The following is a 19843-nucleotide window of genomic DNA, read 5'->3' on the forward strand; positions in this document are numbered from 1 at the left end:
ATAAACATTCTCATTTGATTTGTTTTTAAAGTGTTTTAAGAATTGCTTAATGCTTTATGTTGGGAGATATGGGAAATGTAACCAGCACAACCACACCAGATGCATCTTCTCTATCGTTCAGCGATATTCGGCCTTTGTGGAACTGGGCGATAATATTGGCAATGTATAGCCCTAGACCTAAATGTGGAGATTGTGCAGTGTTTTGCACGTCGTTTTCTTTTCTTACCGACACCATTGACTGGGTAAGCTGGCTCTTCATCCCTTTAGGAAGCAATGGCCCTGGATTACTTACGGACAATGCTACTGATTTGTCATGCTTTTCCAGCTTAATGGTTATTTCATCATTGTCTCTGCTAAAGTCGACAGCGTTTGACACGATTTTATCGAACAGTTGGGCAACGAGTTCAGGAGCGCCATCAATCAGTAAACTATTGTCCGTTGAAATGAATGTCCATTTTCTTAGCGCGTAGGTGTGCTGATAGCCCTCGACACATCCTTCAATGACTTTCACTAGATTGAAGGTAACTAAGTCTTCTTGCTCAATTGCCTGCTCTAATCGCGTGGCTTCACTCATACTGTTTAATATTGTACTTAGGCGGTTCACGCCGGACTGAGCCCTTTCAACAAAGACTGCCTGCTGACTGGCGTCACTTACCTGAGTCAGCATATCCAGCGACGACTTTACCACGGCAATGGGCGTTCTAAGTTCGTGAGACAAGCGGGATGCCATGTTTTCTAAATAGGAGTTGTACTGCTGTAACCGTGAAAGCACATCTGCAAATGAACGGGATAAATCACCAATTTCATCACGCTGATTTGATACCGGCAGGGTTCCAATGATTTTGCCATTATCATCTATCACGGCTTCAGTGTTATCGCGAAGGGAGCGAATGCGGTTTGAAATTCGCGTAGCGAACAGCAGTAACCCTAATGTACCTATGGTCATCAATGCTAAAATCACGTGAAAGAGCTGTTCTAACGCTCGGTTCCGCAACGTACGAATACCGTTAGTGGTTTGCTCTACAATAACCGCCCCCATTACATTGCCTTCAATAAAAATTGGGTAGGCAGCGGAAAGTACTATGGCTTTGTTATCGGGTGACAAACGCCATAGTGAATCGGGTTGGCCATTCAGCGCCGTGCCTAAATCCTGCCCTACCAATGCATAAGCATCGTCTAGCTCGTCAATAAAGTCGGCCGGTGGCCGCGTAAGAATTTGATAATAAAGAGGAAGTAACCACTCACTTTCTATCCAATGCCAAACTGCATTTGTAGAAGTTTCTTTTTCATCTACTTCAATGCCCGTAGCCGATTGAATATCACCGGCCCGAGCGAGTACGCGTTTGTGCTTGTCTACTACCCATACTCGTGAATCAGCATATTTTAACCCGGACAGTATGCGCTCAATTTCAGGGGAAGGGGTGATAACAGTACCTAATTCAGCGAGCTCTTTTGTATTCGCCGTACCTAACGCGTACTGCTTCAATCGACTTTCATTGTTGTCTACATCGACAAGTGTAAATGCCAAGCCGCCTGTGGTCATAGATAGCGGAAAGCGCAGTTCAATGTTGTAGCCTGTGGCTGTCTCTTGCCAGCGACCTTGAATAGAGAGCGCGTTCTCTACCGCCCGTGTGGTCGTTGTGTTGTCTGCGAGCTTGTACGCATTTACCCAGCCACTTTCATAAGGAGCAACAACATATCTTGCTAATTCTCCTTGTGGGGTTTCCATACCCACAAGCAGGTGGTCGCCTGTTTCCACGCTTAAACTGTTGGGTTGCCGCCAGAGCAGCACGTCATCACTGACTTCAAACATGGCATACAGAAATTGACCGTAGCGCCCCACCATATGCTTAAACGACAAGCTGGTGGGTTCACCCGCATAGCCATTGTAGTACTCAATAACTTCGCCACTGCCATACTCACTCATTAACTCGCTGACTTGCTGCCAGTCGTTAAGTTCGCCATCAAGTCGAATGGGGGACGGGATAGGTGGCGCGTAAAGATCTGTTCCGGGGCGCACGTCTTGAAGATACGCCGATTGGCTATCAAATAAAGCGGGACGCTCGTGTAGTGCAGTGGCAACAGCTCGCGCCGTACCAATCATGGTTTGTTCTTGACCGTTTCGCAGATACTGCTCAAGCTCCCACACATAGTTATAACCTAAGTAGGGTATGGTGAATAAGAACAGCGACAGCACCATAAGCTGAAGGCGTATTGAAAAGCGGAATCCCATGTGTTTAGTCGGTTGCCCTTATCTTTTAATCAGACGAAACGCGGTCTTAGTCGAAAGCCCGCTACAGCTGCCAGCGATATCCCATGCCGTAAACGGTGTCGATATGATCGAAGTTTGGGTCAAGCTGAACAAACTTCTTACGCATACGTTTAATATGTGAAGTAATAGTGGTGTCGTCTACCACCATTCTGGACTCATCCATTAGCTGTTGGCGGCTTTTCACATGACCAGGGCGCTTAATGAGCGCATGCAGCATCCAAAACTCTGTGACCGTTAATAAAACGGGCTGGTTTTGCCAGCTTACCGTCATTCTCGACACGTCTACTTTTAAGTCGCCCACTTTTAGCTCATCTTTTTGCTCTGTTGGGGCAGCAAGTAAATCCGTACGCCTGAACAAGGCTGCAATGCGCGCAAGCAAGTGGGCCATGCTGATATCTTTAGTCAGATAGTCATCCGCGCCCATTCTAAGGCCGCTGATAGTATCTACGTCGTTATCTCGTGCAGTAAAAAAGATAATAGGAAGGGTTTGGGATAGGCCTCGCAGTTGCTGGCACAGCATAAAGCCGCCTTCTATTTCGTCTTTCAAACCAATATCGATAATGGCTAAGTCGGGTAGGGTGTGGTTAAACGCTTCAGCAGCTGACGGTCTGTCCTCATAGGCATTCACGCTATAGCCCTGCGCTTTAAGCGCCATAATGTAATTTTCGCGAATGGCCGCGTCATCTTCCACTAATGCAATTGTCTTTGGCATACATTAACCCGCAAATATAATTGTAATAGAGCGCACACTATACCTATGAATGACAGCTGTTGCCTAAGTTCGGCATAAAATCCTCAAGCCTGCCTCATTTACGCCATATTTGAGAGTGGGCATCGTGAAATTTCAGCTGGTAGAGCATTGAGAAATGCGACTTTGAATAAGACTCTGCGCACTCCTCTACATGCTGATTGTACAGGCATTTTAAATCACCACCACATTTCCATAATTACGCGATTTTTCTGCCATGTATAACGGGTTTAATAGCCAATGCTTGTCGAGCACTCAAACGCATAACTGCTACCCTTTGCGCTGCGTACTACCCCAACGGTACGCGGCGCTTTTTTATTGGGGTTGAAAAAAGGCGTTTTCGCTCTCATTTAGAAGACGAAAGTTTAAACTGTTTAAAGCAACCACTAAACGCGAGTGTATTCATTTAATAGCATGAACTAGGTTACACTTCGTTGGTTGTAAGTTTTTAGCGACAGATAACTGCATCTCACTTAAGTTAATTAGGGCGTGCTGACCTTTGGTTTGCATCAAAGGTCAATACGTCTTAGTGATCACACTCTCACTACGGGCAAATCATGAAAGCGTTGGACATTAAAGGGTTAACCAAAACCTACAAAGGTGGCGTACAGGCACTAAAAGGCGTCGACCTTACAGTACAAGAAGGAGATTTCTTCGCATTACTTGGCCCAAATGGGGCGGGTAAATCTACCACTATTGGTATTATCAGTTCACTTGTAAACCAAACCAATGGCAATGTGTCGGTGTTTGGTTATGACCTCACAACGCAAAAAGAGCAGGCTAAAGCCTGCATTGGACTGGTGCCACAAGAGTTCAACTTCAACCAGTTTGAAACTGTACTGCAAATTGTATTGAATCAGGCAGGTTACTACGGTGTGCCGCGCAGTATTGCGAAAGAGCGTGCTAAAAAATACCTTGCTCAGCTCGACCTGTGGGAAAAACGCGATGCCCGCGCGCGTGAGCTATCGGGTGGTATGAAGCGAAGACTGATGATTGCTCGAGCACTCATGCATGAGCCGAAATTGCTTATTTTAGATGAGCCAACCGCGGGCGTAGATATTGAAATTCGTCGCTCTATGTGGGGTTTCTTAGAAGAGATTAACCGTCAGGGGATTACCATCATCCTCACTACTCACTATCTTGAAGAAGCAGAAATGCTGTGCCGCAATATCGCCATTATTAACAAGGGCACCATTGTCGAGAACACCAGCATGAAAGCTTTATTGTCTAAACTAAGCCTAGAAACCTTTGTGTTGGATATCAAAATTCCAGATGGTGTGTCGAATACGGACAACCTACTAACGGGCTTTGAACACCGTTTGATTGACGACCATACCCTTGAAGTTGATGTTGAGAAAACGGAAGGATTGAACCCGGTTTTCACCCAGCTAAGTGAAAAGGGTATTCAAGTGATGAGCATGCGCAATAAATCAAATCGCCTTGAAGAGCTATTTGTGCGTTTAGTTGAATCAGCGAAGCAAGCTGGCTAAACCCACAATAGGTAAAGGTGAAAAACATGAAAACTGAAAGTACACAAATGAACACAGAAGAAAACGTGGGTTGGTTTAAGCAAAACTATGTGGCGCTAACCACTATTTGGATAAAAGAATGTACGCGCTTTTTGCGCATATGGGTACAAACCCTTGTGCCGCCAGCTATTACAATGAGTTTGTACTTCGTGATATTCGGTAGCCTTATTGGTAACCGAATTGGTGAGATGGGCGGCTTTACTTATATGGAGTTCATTGTGCCTGGCCTTATTATGATGTCGGTGATCACAAACTCCTACGCCAACGTGTCCTCTTCATTTTTTAGTGCTAAGTTTCAGCGCAACATTGAAGAGCTGTTGGTGTCACCAGTACCCACCTCGGTCATCATTCTTGGGTATGTGGGCGGCGGCGTGGCCCGCGCCATACTTATAGGTATTATCGTTACATTGGTGTCACTGTTTTTCGTTGATGTGCAAATACACAACTTGGGTATTATTGCGCTCACTTTGCTGCTTACCTCTACCTTGTTCGCAACGGCAGGTTTAATTAATGCAGTATTTGCGAAGACCTTTGATGATATTAGCGTGGTTCCCACGTTCGTACTAACGCCTTTAACCTACTTGGGTGGCGTATTCTATTCGTTGTCGCTTTTACCTGAATTCTGGCAGTGGGTGAGTAAGGCGAACCCTGTTGTGTATATGGTCAACGGGTTTCGTTATGGGTTCTTAGGGGTCTCTGACGTAAATGTAACCTTGTCGCTTGTCTTGTTAGTGGGCTTTAATGCACTGCTATTTGGTGTGGCGTACTACCTACTTAAAACGGGTAAAGGTATTCGTAGCTAATGGCCAGCGGTAATTCTAGAGAAATCACAACATCGCAGGTAGGTATTCACGATAAGTTAGACGACTTAGTGAAAAAGTACCAAGCGAGTGAAAATAAGCGACCTATTAGCGACCATACACAAGCCGCGTTTGATGATGTCAGCGCGTGGCTTGATGGCTTTAGCGGCGAGATCATTTTAGATTCTTGCTGCGGCGTTGGCGAAAGCACGGCGAATATTGCAAGAGCTAACCCCAATGCGCGTGTTATCGGTATTGATAAGTCGGCGCTGCGGGTGGATAAACACGAGCATTACAGCGCACAGCAAGACAACTATCGGGTTATTCGTGCGGATGTGAACGACTTTTGGCGTTTAGTAAAGCAGTCTAGTTGGAACGTGACTCAGCACTTTTTGCTGTATCCCAACCCCTATCCAAAAAAGACGCAGGTTCAAAAGCGCTGGCATGGAAGTGCAGCTATGGTCGATTTAATGGCAATTACTCCTAATATTGAGGTGCGCAGCAATTGGCTTATCTATCTGATGGAGTTTGCGCAAGCGGCTAAGCATTACGGCATGGTGTCTGATTTATCTGAAGTCACCGGCGAGAACCATATGACGCCGTTTGAGCGAAAGTACCGAGGTAGCGGTCAATCGTGCTGGCAGCTAAACTGCCGTAGTGAAGAAAGCTGAGCTTTCTATAGCAGCATGGACTGCGGGAAATTGATAATAGCGGGGCGAAATGAACATCTCGCCCCGTGTGCTTTAGTTCTGGCGTAGAGGCCCGTTAATGGCGCGCAGTGGCACGACGCACGTTTGCCATAGGCGGGCTAAACACATACCCCTGTGCATAACGAATGGGCAGGCGTTTTACGCGTTCTAGATGCACCTCATCTTCTACGTGCTCGGCAATAGTGCTTACTCCATCGCGTTCACATAGCGACAGCAGATAGTCTACATATTCCCTCACTGCCTCTTGTTCGTCATAGTGTTTAATTAGCCCGCCAGCGAGCTTAATCCCTCGAACCGGCAAGTTCATTAGCGCACGTATATTGCCCGGACACGACCCAACGTTGTCGATGAAAACGCCCAGTCCCACATGCATACTTTTTTCGATAAACGCAGTGAGGTTTTTCGGATTGGATAGGGCAGTAGAAGCGCTCACTTCAATGCTTACGCGCTCGGGCGTGGGATAGCTAGCTAAATGGGTGATAAGGGTATTGGTAAGTTCTTGGTTTTGGAGATCATTGGCAGTTATATTGATGTTCCAAGGTATATTGACGTCGTGAAAATAGCTAGCACATTGCACAAACATACTCGCCGCAAGCGTGTTTACATGTTGCTCTCGTTCAATAAGATAAAGAAACTCGCTGGGAAGAAACGTTTTATCGCCTCGGGTAATGAGACGTGCCAGGCACTCATACCGCCACACACCGTGGCTGTTTAAATCAACAATGGGCTGAAAGTAAGGAACAATATCTTCTATGGAGAAATCCTCGGATATTTCGCGTATAGGCATAAACCGACCTCCTTGCATTTGTGTATCTATTAATGACCGACACGCTTTTTACACCTACTCTTAACGGGTATTGAAGGTCACACATTGATACTATTCATAAATTAAATATAGCTGAGAGTGCAAAGTTTTGCGGTACTAATTTGAAAGAAGTCTGGCGTTAGGCTTAGCCTTGCGACGTTGAGCCAATTGGGTTCGTGCACAAACTCATAAATTAAAAAAATTGACTAACTAGTCTGAATGTTTCACATATGACAACGAATTGGCGGTGTCTGCCCCTTGGCGAGCATTGCAATCTGATGTAAAGTGCGACACCCTGAAAGTATTGTGATAAGTTTTCAGGTTTGGCAACGAATGGACCGCGTCAACGCGCATTAGCCCTACCGATGTACCGTTAAGGGATATATTGGTTAAGTAGCTGCACCAGTCGCAAAATAATTGTGTCGCAAGCTAGTTGGCTAAAAGGAAAAGTAAGTGTCAGGCCGGTGTCCTACAAAACCGCCTGTTGATTTCGCCCAATGAATGTAAGCGAAATGTGTGATTGTTTTAAGTATGAGGTGTGTTGAGTGGGTGAAGCGCAAGTTAGTTTAGAGCACCTGTTTAGGGTCTTTACCAAACCTGAACACAAAGACTCAAAGCTGGCTCAAATAGAGCAGCATTTATCTGACAATATCTTAGATTTTTTGTCGCAGCACGTAGTGACAAAGAAGACGTCGTTAGAAGAAATTGAAAAAGACTTTTCAGACTCTAAGGTGCCTGAATCACCTGAGTTCGTGTCTACTCATGCTGAAAGCTTGCTAGACAAGCTCGTTGCGCATTCTGTTAATACTTATTCCCCTACCTTTATCGGTCACATGACCTCAGCGCTGCCTTATTTTCATCTGCCGCTTTCTAAGTTAATGGTAGGGCTTAATCAGAACCTGGTTAAGATAGAAACCTCTAAAGCCTTTACGCCGCTTGAACGTCAAGTACTGGGTATGATGCACAACCTTGTGTACGACCAGCCTCAGGACTTTTATGATGAGCACTTACACAGTGCCGCGCATTCTTTAGGCGCTTTTTGCTCTGGCGGAACCATTGCCAACATCACTGCCTTATGGGTGGCTCGCAACAAATTACTTGGCCCCCAAAAAGGGTTTTCAGGTGTGGCTAAAGCAGGTCTTGCCGCAGCCTATCGCCACTACGATATTAATAATTTAGGCGTGATGTGCAGCAAGCGCGGCCATTATTCGCTCTCAAAGGCTGTGGATGTACTGGGATTAGGACGCGAGCAGTTGTTAACTGTGCCCGCGCCGAAACAAACCCTCGACCCAGCGAAAGCCCTTCGCATCGGTAAGCGTTATCAAGAGGAAGGCAATAAGCTTCTGGCGATTGTAGGGGTAGGCGGAACTACTGAAACGGGGCATGTAGACCCGCTAGACGAACTTGCTGACGTAGCCAAAGAGTTAGGCTGCTGGTTCCATGTAGACGCAGCCTGGGGCGGCGCTACGCTGTTCTCGGCGCGCTATCGCGACAGACTAAAAGGTATTGAACGCGCAGACTCAGTGACTATTGATGCACATAAGCAAATGTACGTGCCAATGGGCGCAGGAATGGCGCTTTTCAAAGACCCACAAAATGCCAATGCGGTAAGACATCACGCGCAATATATTTTGCGTGCAGGCTCTAAAGACTTAGGTGCTACCACGCTTGAAGGCTCCCGAAACGGTATGGCCATGATGGTGTACTCGGCGCTGCATATATTCGGTCGCAAAGGGTACGAGCTACTTATTGATCGCAGCATTGATAAAGCCAAAGACTTTGCGCAGATGATTGATAAAGCCCAAGACTTTGAATTGACGACCACACCTATTCTCTCTTTGTTGACCTATCGCGTTTGTCCCGCTGAAGTGCAGGAAAAGCTGAAGCATGTGAATGCTAAAACCCGCAACGCTATTAATGAGAAGGTTGACGCCCTTGTTGTTGCGGTACAAAAGCAGCAGCGTGAAGCAGGTAAGTCTTTTGTGTCTCGTACTCGCCTGGAAGCGCCGGATTACCCTTCCCAGTGTATTACCGTGTTTCGCGTAGTGTTAGCGAATCCGCTTACTAGCCATAACGACTTGGCCGCAATTTTGGCTGAGCAACACTTAATTGCGAAAGAGACACAGGCTTGGAAAGAGCTAATGGATTTAGTTCGCGAAACAGAAACCGTTGCGTCTTAACCGCCGACTTTAACAGCAACACACAAAAAAACGCCCGATACAGGCTCTGTTTAGGAGTCATGCATCGGGCGTTTTCTTTTGTAGTTCGAGATTATCCGCGAGGATTGGTATTACGCTTAATCTCGCGTAATTTGCATATTATCAATTAAGCGTGTCTTGCCCATAAACATAGCAACAAGCAGAACTAATTCTTTGTCGCTATCGCTAGCAGGTTCAAAGGTGGCGGCGTTAACTACCTGACAGTAGTCTTTCTTAAAGCCTTTTGCTTCAAGGTTACTGACCATGGCATTTTCAAGCTCAACAAAGTCGGTGTTACCACTTTCTATGCCCGCTTTTAAGCGCTGCATTTCTGCAAAAATAGCACTCGCCGTCGCTTTTTCAGTGTCCGTCAGGTAGCCATTTCTAGAGCTCATTGCCAAGCCTGACGTTTCGCGCTCAGTAGGCACCCCGTGAACCTTCACTGCCATTGATAAATCGCGAGCTAACGCGCGAATAACTTGTAGCTGCTGGAAGTCTTTTTCACCAAAAAACGCATCGTCGGGCTGTACCATGTTGAAAAGCTTGGTCACCACGGTAGCGACGCCGCGAAAATGGCCAGGGCGACTGGCGCCACAATGCGAGTCTGAAATACCGGGCACTTCAACGAACGTCTGCGCATCCAGACCTGCCGGATACATTTCCGCTACGCTAGGTAAAAACACCGCGTCTGCACCCACAGAAATAAGCTTAGCTTTATCTTCTTCGATAGTGCGTGGATAGGCGTCTAAATCTTCGTTCGCGCCAAACTGCATGGGGTTAACAAAAATGCTAACCACCACTTTGTCGTTGTGCGCTTTCGCTTTTTTAACTAGTTTGAGATGACCATCGTGCAGGTTGCCCATAGTGGGTACAAAACCTACGGTTTCACCATTTCGACGCCACGTATTTACGGTGTCGCGCAATGCTGAAATACTATCAACCACCTTCATAATTTACCTCATTACTCGAAGCTGTGTTCAGCCGATGGGAACGCACCGCTTTGCACATCTTCAATATATTTTGATACGGCTTTGCGCATATCGCCGGTTTCTACAAGGTAGTTCTTTGAAAACTTCGGCATGTAGTTCGCGCTGATGCCAAACATGTCGTGCATCACCAGAATTTGACCGTCAGTATCTTTGCCTGCGCCTATACCGATTACCGGTATGGTTAGGGCTTCACTAACTGCTTTGCCTAGCGATGAAGGCACGCACTCAAGAACTAATAACTGAATACCGGCTTCTTCCAACGCTTTCGCTTCGCTAAGCAGTTTTTCAGCTTGGCTCGCTTCGCGGCCTTGTACTTTAAAACCACCGAAAACGTGCACTGACTGAGGCGTTAAGCCTAAATGGCCACACACAGGTACGCCGCGCAGGTTTAAGCCTTTGATGGTGTCGCACAACCAGCTTCCACCTTCCATCTTAACCATACTTGCACCTGCAGCCATTAGCTTTGCTGCATTGGCGTAGGTTTGCTCAGGAGTGGCGTAAGACATAAACGGCATATCGGCTAATACGAAGGCGCGTTCAGTGCCGCGACGCACACTTTTCGTGTGGTAGGCAATGTCATCGATGGTTACCGGTAGGGTGTCGTCTTCACCTTGAAGGACCATGCCTAAAGAGTCGCCAATAAGAAGGGCGTCAACACCTTGTTCGTCGAACATTTTGGCGAAACTGGCGTCGTAAGCGGTTAAAGAGGTGATCTTTTCCCCGGCCTGCTTTTTCTTAAGCAAGCCCGATACAGTTACTTTCTTCATGACATGTCTCAGATTGATGTTGTTGGTATCGTGTGGCGAACTATACGGATTTTGCCGCTAATTGGAAGAGCGCAGGCGACGAAGTCCATCCAGCGAGCAGTTAGCGACCCATGCCGAGATGGGTTTGCCATCGTGCATAACCATATTGGGCGCAATTTCAAACAGCGGCACCATAACGAACTCGCGCTCTGCCATGCCGTAATGGGGAATGATTAAGTCTGCGGTGTCGATAGTTTCGCTGCCGTACAACAAAATATCCAAATCCAACGTGCGTGGTCCCCAGCGCTCACCTTTGCGCTCACGGCCTTCTTCCAGCTCAATGCGTTGCAGCTGCTTCAATAAGCCGTGCGGCTTTAACGAGGTCTCAATTAAGCACACCGCGTTAATATAGTCAGGTTGGTCTTGCGGCCCCATCGGTTTACTGGAATAAAGTGAAGAGGTTTTAAGTACGCGGGTGTCTTCTATTTGACCTATCGCATCAAACGCGCGCTGGGCTTTTCCTTGGCTATCGCCGAGGTTGCTACCTACACCAATGTAAACGTGCTCTTTATGCATCAGGACCTCGCTTCGCTGGTTTACGCTTGCGCTTACGCGGGGCACCTTTTGCGCCGCCTTCGCTTTTGCGAAGGGCGTTAAGCATGCCTTTCTGCTTACCGTTGTCAGCGTGCTGGAAGTGCGTCCACCACTGAGCTAGCTCTAATAGATCGCCACCTTCAATTTGGCCTCGGGCAAGCAAAAAGTCATAGCCAGCTCTAAATTTAGGGTGCGTGAGCAATTGGAAAGCGCGACGGCCAAAGCGCTTAGGTAGACGTTGCTGTAAAATCCAGATGTCCCGAACCACGGTAGAGAAGCGTTTAGGGATCATAATACGTTGTGTTTGACGTGAGATAACCTCGCCTGATGCAATATTAAATGCATCATGAGCATTTAAGCCAGACTCGCTTTGTAAGCGTTGTGACTCTTCCTCAACCGGATACCACAGTAGTGCGGCGTAAAGGAACGCTGGCGTAACTCGCTGGTCGCTATTAATGCGCTCGTCGGTATTGGCAAGTACGCGACGTACAAACTGCATTTCACGGCTGTTTTCATCTTTCAAAAACGACGTTAGCTGAGGGAACAAAGGCTCGATTAAGCCGTATTCGTGCAGCATTAAGAAGGTTTCTTCTCCCTTACCCGATAAAAACAGTTTAAGGGTTTCTTCAAACAAGCGCGCAGGTGGAATGTTCTGTAAAAGGTTGGCCAGAGACTTAATCGGTGCAGCGGTTTTTGCTTCAATGCGCATGCCAAGCTTAACGGCAAAGCGCACCGCACGTAGCATGCGTACCGGATCTTCACGGTAGCGTGTTTCCGGGTCGCCAATAAGCTCAACTTCTCGTTTTTCTATGGCGGCTAAGCCATTAGCGAAGTCTTTTACCGTAAAGTCTGCCACGCTGTAATACATGGCGTTAAAGGTAAAGTCACGGCGTTCAGCATCTTCTTCAATGGTGCCGAATACGTTATCGCGTACTAATTGACCGTGAGCGTCGCGCTTTGCGACAGCCTTCCCCTTGGGAAGGTTGTCGTCTTCGTCTGACTCTTGGTGATGCCCGCGGAACGTGGCTACTTCAATGATTTCACGGCCAAACACAATATGGGCCAAACGAAAGCGCCTGCCGATAAGGCGGCAATTTCTGAACAAGCCTTTAATTTGTTCAGGTGTGGCGTTCGTCACCACGTCGAAATCTTTTGGTTCGTGACCCATCAAAATGTCGCGTACACAGCCTCCTACCAAATAGGATTCGAAGCCAGCTCCATTAAGGCGATACATTACTTTCAATGCATTTGCGCTTACGTCTTCGCGAGATATACCGTGTTCTCCACGGGTCATAGTCCTTGGCTTTAAAGCGTTAGGAGACGAACTCTCTTTTGAAAAAGCGCGCTTAACAGATTTAAAAACACGATGAATGATGATGGTATCTCCGCAGACTATAAAGGTTCGCTATAATAAGTGGATTCATGCTGTGGAACAATAATTTCGGGTGTTTTCACTACTTTTTTCCTATCCCACATTGAAATAGCCGCCTTAAGCGCTGAATCAATATCACCAAATTCTGACGCATTTGGAAAGGAAAAGCCTAAAAAGTGCATCACACGCACGAGATTATCTAAGGCTGTTTCGTTTTTAACCGGCGCTGCGCGGTTTTGTTTACTTAGTTTTCTGCCTGGTGCCACGGCAGCGACCGGCACGTGACCGTATTCGGGAGCACAATAGCCCAGCGTGTGGTACACGGCGCGCTGCAAAGGCGTGACATCAATTAAATCACACCCTCTAATGACATGGTTAACTTGTTGAAATACGTCATCTAAAATCACGACAAGGTTATACGAAAATAAGCCATCTCGTCGTTTCAGCACTACGTCTTCCGCTATTAAATCAGTGCTTGAATTAGAAGGCATAACTTTGCCCATAAGCACGTCATCAAAGGCTTCAAGTTGCGTATCTACTTTTAAACGAACTGCACAGTCCTGTGTGGTGGAGTGTACTGGCTCAGTTCGACAGTGGCCGTTATAAACACCGCCCATGGCTTTAATTTGCTTACGTGTGCAGGTACAAAAATAGGCTTTTTGTTGTGTAAGTAAGTCATCGAGAACCACTTGATAACGGGCATGTTGTTGGCTTTGATAGATGACGTCGCCGTCCCAATACAGGCCGTGGGCTTCTAGTGTAGTGAGTATGTCTTTATCTACACCTTCAATACAGCGCGGCTCGTCTATATCTTCCATGCGTAGCAGCCATTTTCCGTTATGGCTTTTGGCATCTAGGTAGCTGGCAACAGCGGTAACTAACGAACCGAAGTGAAGTTGGCCGGATGGAGAGGGAGCAAAGCGCCCTACATAGTGGTTATGCATAATAAAGGCTTAACAAAAAGCCCCATCTTTTCGGGATGAGGCTTTCTATATCAACGTAATCGAGGTTAGTAACTTAACCTTGAAGTTGTTTTTCTTTGATTTCAGCCATGGTCTTACAGTCGATACATAAATCTGCTGTAGGACGCGCTTCTAAGCGACGAATACCAATTTCGATACCACATTGATCACAGAAGCCGAAATCGTCTTCTTCAATTCGCTTAAGCGTTTTTTCAATTTTCTTTATTAGCTTACGCTCACGGTCACGTGTACGTAACTCAAGGCTGAACTCTTCTTCTTGAGCTGCACGGTCTACAGGATCAGGGAAGTTTGCTGCTTCATCCTTCATGTGTGTTACCGTACGGTCAACTTCTTCACGAAGTTGGTTGCGCCATGCTTTAAGCAATAGACGGAAGTGCTCCATTTGGGGCTCGCCCATATACTCTTCGTCAGCTTTTGGCTCGTACGGCTGTAAACCTGCCAGCGCTAATAGTCCTAGGGATTTTGTTTCTTTTCCTGTTGGCATCTGCCACATCTCCTACACTACGACATCCATCTTGTCCTGATTGGACCGATATCTATATCAGACTCGACATCTTCAGGCAATCAATCGTGTCTATGTAATTATTATGCTGGTGTATTGCTTTCATAAATTAGCCAGGTGTTTTTCATTTAACCAGCTGGCTACCAGCAAACGCATTAGTGCGTTCTCCCACTAAAACAAGGCGCAAATATGAAGCCGAAATGAAAAAAATCAACCTATTTTTTATAAAATCAAAGGGAGTGTTTGATTTAATAGGATTTTTTGTTCGTCTATTATACAGCTTGCCGCTAAAACCGTTACACCAGCGTCAGCGGCAATCTTTACGCTTTCTGCATAAGTTGGATCAATATGCTCGGCCACTTGTACACTTTCGATGGCGGTGTGTTGTACGCAGAATAATAGATTGGTTTTTATACCACTGTCAGATAAACGAGCAAGTTCTAAACAGTGCTTCGCGCCGCGTTGAGTGACTGCGTCGGGGAAGAACCCTTTGTTTTCATCTGCTAAGGTGACGGATTTAACTTCCATATACTCAGTAACACTCTGATGTTCGGCATTTTTTCGACTTAATGCAAAGTCGAACCGACTATTGGCGGTTGGCGGTGTTACTTCTGCTTTCCAATCCGTGATGTCTGAAAATTCGCTTAGCACCTTGTTATCTAGCGCTTCCGCCACCAGTTTATTAGCATTGTGCGTATTAATGCCGATGAAGTGGCCATCAAATGTTTGGGCTAGCTCCCAGGTATACTTGAGTTTTCGATTAGGGTTGGTGGACTCACTTAAAAAGACAGTGTATCCAGGAACCGCACAGCCAGTCATGGCGCCAGTATTTGGACAATGTGCAGTTACAATAGTGCCGTCGTCTAACTCAACATCGGCAAGAAATCGCTTGTACCTTTTTATAAGGGTGCCGCGTAATAAGGAAGGTGAAAACTTCATGTGTCGCCTTTTTTAGAATGTAGGTGAAAACACGTTAGTGTGTTTCGCTAATTGATATGTGTGTTTTTGAACGAGCACGTATAGCGTATGCGCTTAGCGAACAAAGCGTATGCGGTGAGCGAACAACAAGCGCAGTCAACAAGGCGCCAAAGAGTAACAAACATTTATGCAAGCGCAAAAAGCGCTTTGCAATAATATAACGATGTAATAAGGAATAAAACGCGATGGCAGAATTTACCGTTAGCCTTTCTAGAAACAGTGCTGAAGCAGTGTGGGGCGAGAGTGCTAAGCTTTCTTTCACTGAATCAGGTGCAGTTATTCACCTGCCCGACGACAAGCTTAACGAGCGTTTAATTCAGCAAGCGGCAAGAAAGCTAGATGGCTTAAGCTTGCCAGCAGTCACGCTAAGCGGTGAATGGCACAAAGAGCAGCAGTGGGCTTTTGCACTTAGCTTCACGCGTGCCCGCAAACCAGCGTCAATAAAATGGGCCGAAACGGCTGACAAAGAAGCGCTAGAGCGAGAATATGCGGCGCTACTATTTACCCGTCAGCTGGTAAACGAAACACCTGAAGATCTAAGCCCTGAAACCTTAGCAACCCGAGCAGCACAGTGGCTTAAGTCACTGGGTGGTGACAAGGTAACCTACTCAATGACGGTAGGTGAAGATCTTAAAGAGCAGGGCTGGATTGGCATTTATAATGTGGGCCGCGGTAGTGAACGTCCGCCTGCAATGCTGGTACTTGATTACAACCCAAAAGGTAATACGGATGCGCCAGTTGATGCCGTGCTAGTTGGAAAAGGCATCACCTTCGACAGCGGTGGCTACAGCATTAAATCAAGCGAAGGCATGTTAGATATGAAATGTGACATGGGCGGCGCAGCGACGGTAACTGGCGCATTAGGGCTATCTATTTCTCAAGGCAGTGAAAAGCGTATTCAGCTTATTTTGTGCTGTGCAGAAAACCTCATTAGCGGTCATGCTTATAAGTTGGGTGATGTACTTACCTACAAAAATGGGGTAACCGTTGAAGTGGTTAATACCGATGCAGAGGGACGTTTGGTGTTAGCTGACGGCTTAATGGCAGCAACTGAGACGGGCGCGCCGTTAATTATTGATGCGGCAACGCTAACCGGTGCTGCAGTGGTTGCTTTGGGTTCTGATTATCACGGCGTATTCTCGTTAGATGACAATGCCCGCGAACAAATGCTCAAAGCAGCAAAAGCAGAAAACGAACGTTTCTGGCCACTACCTCTTGAAGATTTTCACGCAGAGCGCTGTCCATCGGCGTTTGCTGATACCGCAAACAGCCGCCCGATGAAAGGTGGCGGTGGAGGCGGCGCATCAAACGCAGCGGGCTTCTTGTCTCGCTTTGTTAAGCCTGAAGGCTGGGTACATTTAGATTTAGCTGCGGCTTACCATGGCGGGGCAACATCAGAAATGCCGGTAGGGGCTACAGCTAAAGGCATTCGCTCAATCGCGAGAATGCTAAAAGACTTTAGTGCATAAAAAATCAGCTCTCGGCGGTGTGAATGGCCGTCGAACGCTGCTTGTTTTTGACTTCAACTTTTACGACATTCCCAACTCGCGTTTTATACAGTGTGATTGCGCAGCTTAAAAGCGAGTAGCGTTACTCGAACTCACATAGTTCTGCGCTAAGGATAAAAAGGCGTGATTTTGCAAAAAATCACGCCTTTCTTATGTAAATTAGATGCCGCCTAAGCGCTCGGCCAAGGTTTTATAGCGTTCAACATCGCCGCTATCGAAAAGTGGATTACCGTCGGTGTCTTTATCTTTCGAAACCAAAAGACTTTCGCGCTCAAGACGCTCTACGCGTACCTCTTGAACCCCTAAAAATGCAGCCACTTCTTTAACTGTCATCAAACTCATTGCAATTTTTCCTATTCTGATTGTTATAGTTATTGTTTTGTATTAACAAGGCCTCTGCTTTGGACAAAGCTGAACATCTTTTATCATTACATCAGAAGCGCTGTTCCTATGACATTACCTAAAAGGCGAACAAAATTCCAAGCAACTGGTTAAGATAGATTGTTGCGCCTGGTGTAACGTCTACAAGAAACATCGCGGATGTTGCTATTTCCTGCAACTACCTAATGCTGCTCTCTATTGTTTTAGTTAAGCTTATTTTTTCTTTTTTTCGAGTATTTTTAGCGATTCTTTTGTTATGTCATCTAGATATAGCGCCACTACAGCTGCGGTAACACGCCGCAATCGTAAATATTTAAAGTCACGCTAAGTGGGTAACTACCTATACGGGCTGGTATAACCGCGATAAAGAATAGCCACAGAATGTTAAAAGGTGTTTTTAACTCTCATCGCTTGGTTTACCATTGCGCGCCAAAACCATCTTTCAGCATGCATCTTGAGTTATACTCTTGGGTTTATGCTTAAACTGAGTTCACGCTCTTCATTGGAGACAGAAAATAAATGGATACTTGGTCCGCTGCCGTTATGCTCTTTCTGATCATGGATCCTCTCGGTAACCTGCCGGTTTTCATGTCGGTGCTTAAATCGATTGAGCCGAAACGACGTCAGTTTATCCTTATCCGAGAGTTGTTATTTGCACTTGCTATCTTATTTTTATTCCTATTTAGTGGCCAGTCGGTACTCAACTTTTTAAATGTTGAGCAGGAAACTGTGAGTATTGCTGGGGGGATAATTTTATTTCTTATTGCGCTGAAGATGATTTTTCCATCTTCTGGTAATCCAAGTGGACTCGCGGTGGGGGAAGAACCTTTTTTAGTGCCTCTTGCTATTCCTATGATTGCTGGTCCTTCAACACTAGCAGCATTAATTCTGCTAGCTAATCAAGCGCCAGACAGGATGGTTGACTGGTCAATTGCGCTTGCTGCATCGTGGTCAATTAGCGCAGTGATCTTATTATTCTCAAATGTATTTCATAAAATTTTAGGAGAGCGTGGCCTAGTTGCGATGGAGCGATTAATGGGTATGATCCTAGTTATGATTGCTATCCAAATGTTGCTGGATGGCGTTACCCAATATTTCATGCATGCCACTGGAGCACTTTAAATGGCAAAGCAAAAACTTAATACCTTTGGGCGCGTTCGCGCCTTGGAAGGCTGGAAAGCCGTTGCATTCGGTGCTGCATTACTTGAGCGTATGCTACCCAACTACACGCTTTTTTGTGAGTTAACGGAAAGTGGTGATGCAAGCGCACTGCGCAACTGTTTAAACTTAGTGTGGGAAACGCTGAAGTCTCCTAAAAGTAAATTTAATATTGCTGTACAGCTAGAGAAAGTGGAAGTTGCTACGCCCGACACCAGCGAACACGACAATTACGGAGTTTATCCGGCCATTGATGCGGCGATTGGGTTAGCCGGGCTTCTTAACTTGATGGCGGGAGACGATCCACAAGGTGCGGTGGTGATCAGTAAATTGTCTCAAGGCAGTGTTGAAGCCTATTTACTAGAAAGTGAAGAGGCGGACGACGAGACCGTAAAAGAGCATCCGTTGATGGCGTTTGAAGTTGAGGTACAAAACGAACTGCTTGATTATGTTGAGCAAGCTAAGTACCCAGCGAAAGCGGCAGATGAGATGAAAGCCCTTGCCTTGGAAGCTGGTATCTCAAATATTGGTCTCGAACTTCAATAAATTAACGATGTGAGATTAGCCTAGCTAAAACTATTGCTAGGCTTCGTGCATGTACATGTGTAGTTCATGCGCCTTTTTCTCTAGCGCCTTTTGTTTTGCATGCCGAGTGTTTAGCCAAAACTCACAGCGAATTCAAGCTCAACTGCGCTACGTCAATCAGCTTACCTCAATTAACATATAGCGAAGCGCACTCGTTTGCTTGTCTTTAATAATCTGCCAATGGGCGGGAAGAGCGGGTGTTGTTAACGTACTTTCGTGCTCTAAATACACCACGCTACCGCTTTGAACAAGTTTGTTGTCCTCTAACGCTGCAAGCGTAGGCGCGACTAATGATTTTGCAAATGGCGGGTCGACAAAAACAATGTCGTAAGGTGTTGTGCTAATACCGCTTAAAATACCGAGTGCATCACCTTGATGGACAGCAGCCGATGCCTGGTCGTTTGCTTTTAGCAACGTAAGATTGCTGTTGAGTTGACTTGCCGCTTGTTTATCGAGTTCTATAAAATCGCAATGTGCGGCATAGCGAGACAATGCTTCTAAGCCCAAACCACCAGAACCCGCAAATACATCTAAGCAGCGTGCATCGTTGATAAAAGGCATCAACCAGTTAAATAAGGTTTCTTTATTTCTATCTGTGGTTGGCCGCAACCCTTCTGCATTAAGTACGGGTAACTTTCTACCACGCCATTGACCACCAATAATGCGTATTTGCCCAGGGCTATTTGCGCCCTTTATTTTCCCATTTTTTGGTGAAAGACGTTTTTTTGCAGAAGATGGTGCCCGAGTAGGGCGAGAAACTCGCTTCATAGTGGCTGACAATGGTATCATGCGTTCATACATTAGGCGGCAAGTGTAGCCGAAATTGCTAAGAATTTATAAGGATTTGTCCTAACGATGTCGAAACTTTTTGGCTGGTTCAGTAAGAACAAGAAAGCAGAGAAACAAAAAGCCCAAGCGGAAGAAGAAGCTCGCTTAAAGGCAGAAGCTGAAGCGCAGGCGAAAGCCCAAGCGGAAGAAGAGGCCC

The 19843-nt window shown here is 46.2% G+C and carries 19 protein-coding genes; 7 read left to right on the forward strand and 12 right to left on the reverse strand.

The features are described 5' to 3' along the window. Positions 1-46: 46 nt before the first annotated feature. On the reverse strand, positions 47-2233 hold the full coding sequence (pdsS, locus tag ACX5KA_RS10180; RefSeq protein WP_458731056.1) for a proteobacterial dedicated sortase system histidine kinase: 2187 nt from the start codon (positions 2231-2233) through the stop codon (positions 47-49). Positions 2234-2294: 61 nt separating this feature from the next. After that, positions 2295-2984, reverse strand: a complete 690-nt coding sequence (gene pdsR / locus ACX5KA_RS10185; protein ID WP_014951008.1) for a proteobacterial dedicated sortase system response regulator — start codon at positions 2982-2984, stop codon at positions 2295-2297. A gap of 593 nt (positions 2985-3577) precedes the next feature. Between pdsR and ACX5KA_RS10190 the strand changes: the two genes are divergently transcribed. The 3 genes from ACX5KA_RS10190 to trmB are packed head-to-tail and all read left to right on the forward strand — an operon-like array spanning position 3578 to position 6020. After that, the gene (locus ACX5KA_RS10190) at positions 3578-4510 is read left to right on the forward strand and encodes an ABC transporter ATP-binding protein (RefSeq protein ID WP_039218010.1); all 933 of its coding nucleotides are present in this window, start codon (positions 3578-3580) and stop codon (positions 4508-4510) included. Between the two features lie 26 nt (positions 4511-4536). Beyond that, complete coding sequence (locus tag ACX5KA_RS10195; RefSeq protein WP_205622702.1) at positions 4537-5352, forward strand: ABC transporter permease; 816 nt, start codon at positions 4537-4539, stop codon at positions 5350-5352. Continuing rightward, positions 5352-6020 (forward strand): tRNA (guanine(46)-N(7))-methyltransferase TrmB, encoded by a 669-nt coding sequence (gene trmB, locus ACX5KA_RS10200; protein ID WP_039218008.1) that lies wholly within the window; start codon positions 5352-5354, stop codon positions 6018-6020. Before ACX5KA_RS10195 ends, trmB begins: the two co-directional genes overlap by 1 nt. A 94-nt stretch (positions 6021-6114) precedes the next feature. On the opposite strand, the gene ACX5KA_RS10205 is transcribed toward trmB, so the two are convergent. Further along, positions 6115-6846 (reverse strand): EAL domain-containing protein, encoded by a 732-nt coding sequence (locus ACX5KA_RS10205; RefSeq protein WP_458731057.1) that lies wholly within the window; start codon positions 6844-6846, stop codon positions 6115-6117. Between the two features lie 563 nt (positions 6847-7409). On the opposite strand from ACX5KA_RS10205, the gene panP reads away from it, so the two are divergent. Continuing rightward, positions 7410-9044, forward strand: a complete 1635-nt coding sequence (panP, locus tag ACX5KA_RS10210) for a pyridoxal-dependent aspartate 1-decarboxylase PanP (protein WP_458731058.1) — start codon at positions 7410-7412, stop codon at positions 9042-9044. Between the two features lie 116 nt (positions 9045-9160). Here the strand turns inward: panP and panC are convergent, their stop codons facing one another. The 7 genes from panC to sfsA form a co-directional block, all read right to left on the reverse strand. Next, positions 9161-10012 carry a pantoate--beta-alanine ligase gene (gene panC, locus ACX5KA_RS10215; RefSeq protein WP_458731059.1) on the reverse strand — a complete coding sequence of 284 codons (852 nt, stop codon included), beginning with the start codon at positions 10010-10012 and terminating at the stop codon, positions 9161-9163. Between the two features lie 11 nt (positions 10013-10023). Next, entirely contained in the window at positions 10024-10818 is a 795-nt protein-coding gene (panB, locus tag ACX5KA_RS10220; RefSeq protein WP_014977593.1) for a 3-methyl-2-oxobutanoate hydroxymethyltransferase, read from the reverse strand. A gap of 57 nt (positions 10819-10875) precedes the next feature. Beyond that, positions 10876-11373, reverse strand: coding sequence for a 2-amino-4-hydroxy-6-hydroxymethyldihydropteridine diphosphokinase (gene folK, locus ACX5KA_RS10225; protein ID WP_014951000.1), 498 nt, complete (start codon positions 11371-11373; stop codon positions 10876-10878). After that, a complete protein-coding gene (gene pcnB / locus ACX5KA_RS10230; protein ID WP_458731060.1) occupies positions 11366-12685 on the reverse strand; it encodes a polynucleotide adenylyltransferase PcnB in 1320 nt (439 codons plus the stop codon). The genes folK and pcnB overlap by 8 nt, the downstream gene beginning before the upstream one ends. Positions 12686-12783: 98 nt before the next feature. Then, positions 12784-13707, reverse strand: a complete 924-nt coding sequence (gene gluQRS, locus ACX5KA_RS10235) for a tRNA glutamyl-Q(34) synthetase GluQRS (RefSeq protein WP_458731061.1) — start codon at positions 13705-13707, stop codon at positions 12784-12786. A gap of 73 nt (positions 13708-13780) precedes the next feature. Further along, complete coding sequence (dksA, locus tag ACX5KA_RS10240; RefSeq protein WP_014950997.1) at positions 13781-14230, reverse strand: RNA polymerase-binding protein DksA; 450 nt, start codon at positions 14228-14230, stop codon at positions 13781-13783. Positions 14231-14470: 240 nt separating this feature from the next. Then, a complete protein-coding gene (gene sfsA, locus ACX5KA_RS10245) occupies positions 14471-15187 on the reverse strand; it encodes a DNA/RNA nuclease SfsA (protein ID WP_039217989.1) in 717 nt (238 codons plus the stop codon). Between the two features lie 224 nt (positions 15188-15411). Between sfsA and pepB the strand changes: the two genes are divergently transcribed. Continuing rightward, the gene (pepB, locus tag ACX5KA_RS10250; RefSeq protein ID WP_458731062.1) at positions 15412-16695 is read left to right on the forward strand and encodes an aminopeptidase PepB; all 1284 of its coding nucleotides are present in this window, start codon (positions 15412-15414) and stop codon (positions 16693-16695) included. Positions 16696-16893: 198 nt separating this feature from the next. On the opposite strand, the gene ACX5KA_RS10255 is transcribed toward pepB, so the two are convergent. Beyond that, complete coding sequence (locus ACX5KA_RS10255; protein ID WP_014950994.1) at positions 16894-17076, reverse strand: hypothetical protein; 183 nt, start codon at positions 17074-17076, stop codon at positions 16894-16896. 558 nt (positions 17077-17634) lie between these two features. Between ACX5KA_RS10255 and ACX5KA_RS10260 the strand changes: the two genes are divergently transcribed. Both ACX5KA_RS10260 and ACX5KA_RS10265 read left to right on the forward strand, forming a co-directional pair. Continuing rightward, positions 17635-18237 (forward strand): YhgN family NAAT transporter, encoded by a 603-nt coding sequence (locus ACX5KA_RS10260; RefSeq protein WP_039217984.1) that lies wholly within the window; start codon positions 17635-17637, stop codon positions 18235-18237. After that, complete coding sequence (locus ACX5KA_RS10265; protein WP_039217981.1) at positions 18238-18819, forward strand: YjaG family protein; 582 nt, start codon at positions 18238-18240, stop codon at positions 18817-18819. 156 nt (positions 18820-18975) lie between these two features. Here the strand turns inward: ACX5KA_RS10265 and rsmD are convergent, their stop codons facing one another. Beyond that, positions 18976-19647, reverse strand: a complete 672-nt coding sequence (gene rsmD, locus ACX5KA_RS10270) for a 16S rRNA (guanine(966)-N(2))-methyltransferase RsmD (RefSeq protein ID WP_458731063.1) — start codon at positions 19645-19647, stop codon at positions 18976-18978. Between the last annotated feature and the right edge of the window lie 196 nt (positions 19648-19843).

The sequence above is a fragment of the Alteromonas alvinellae genome (assembly GCF_902705805.1).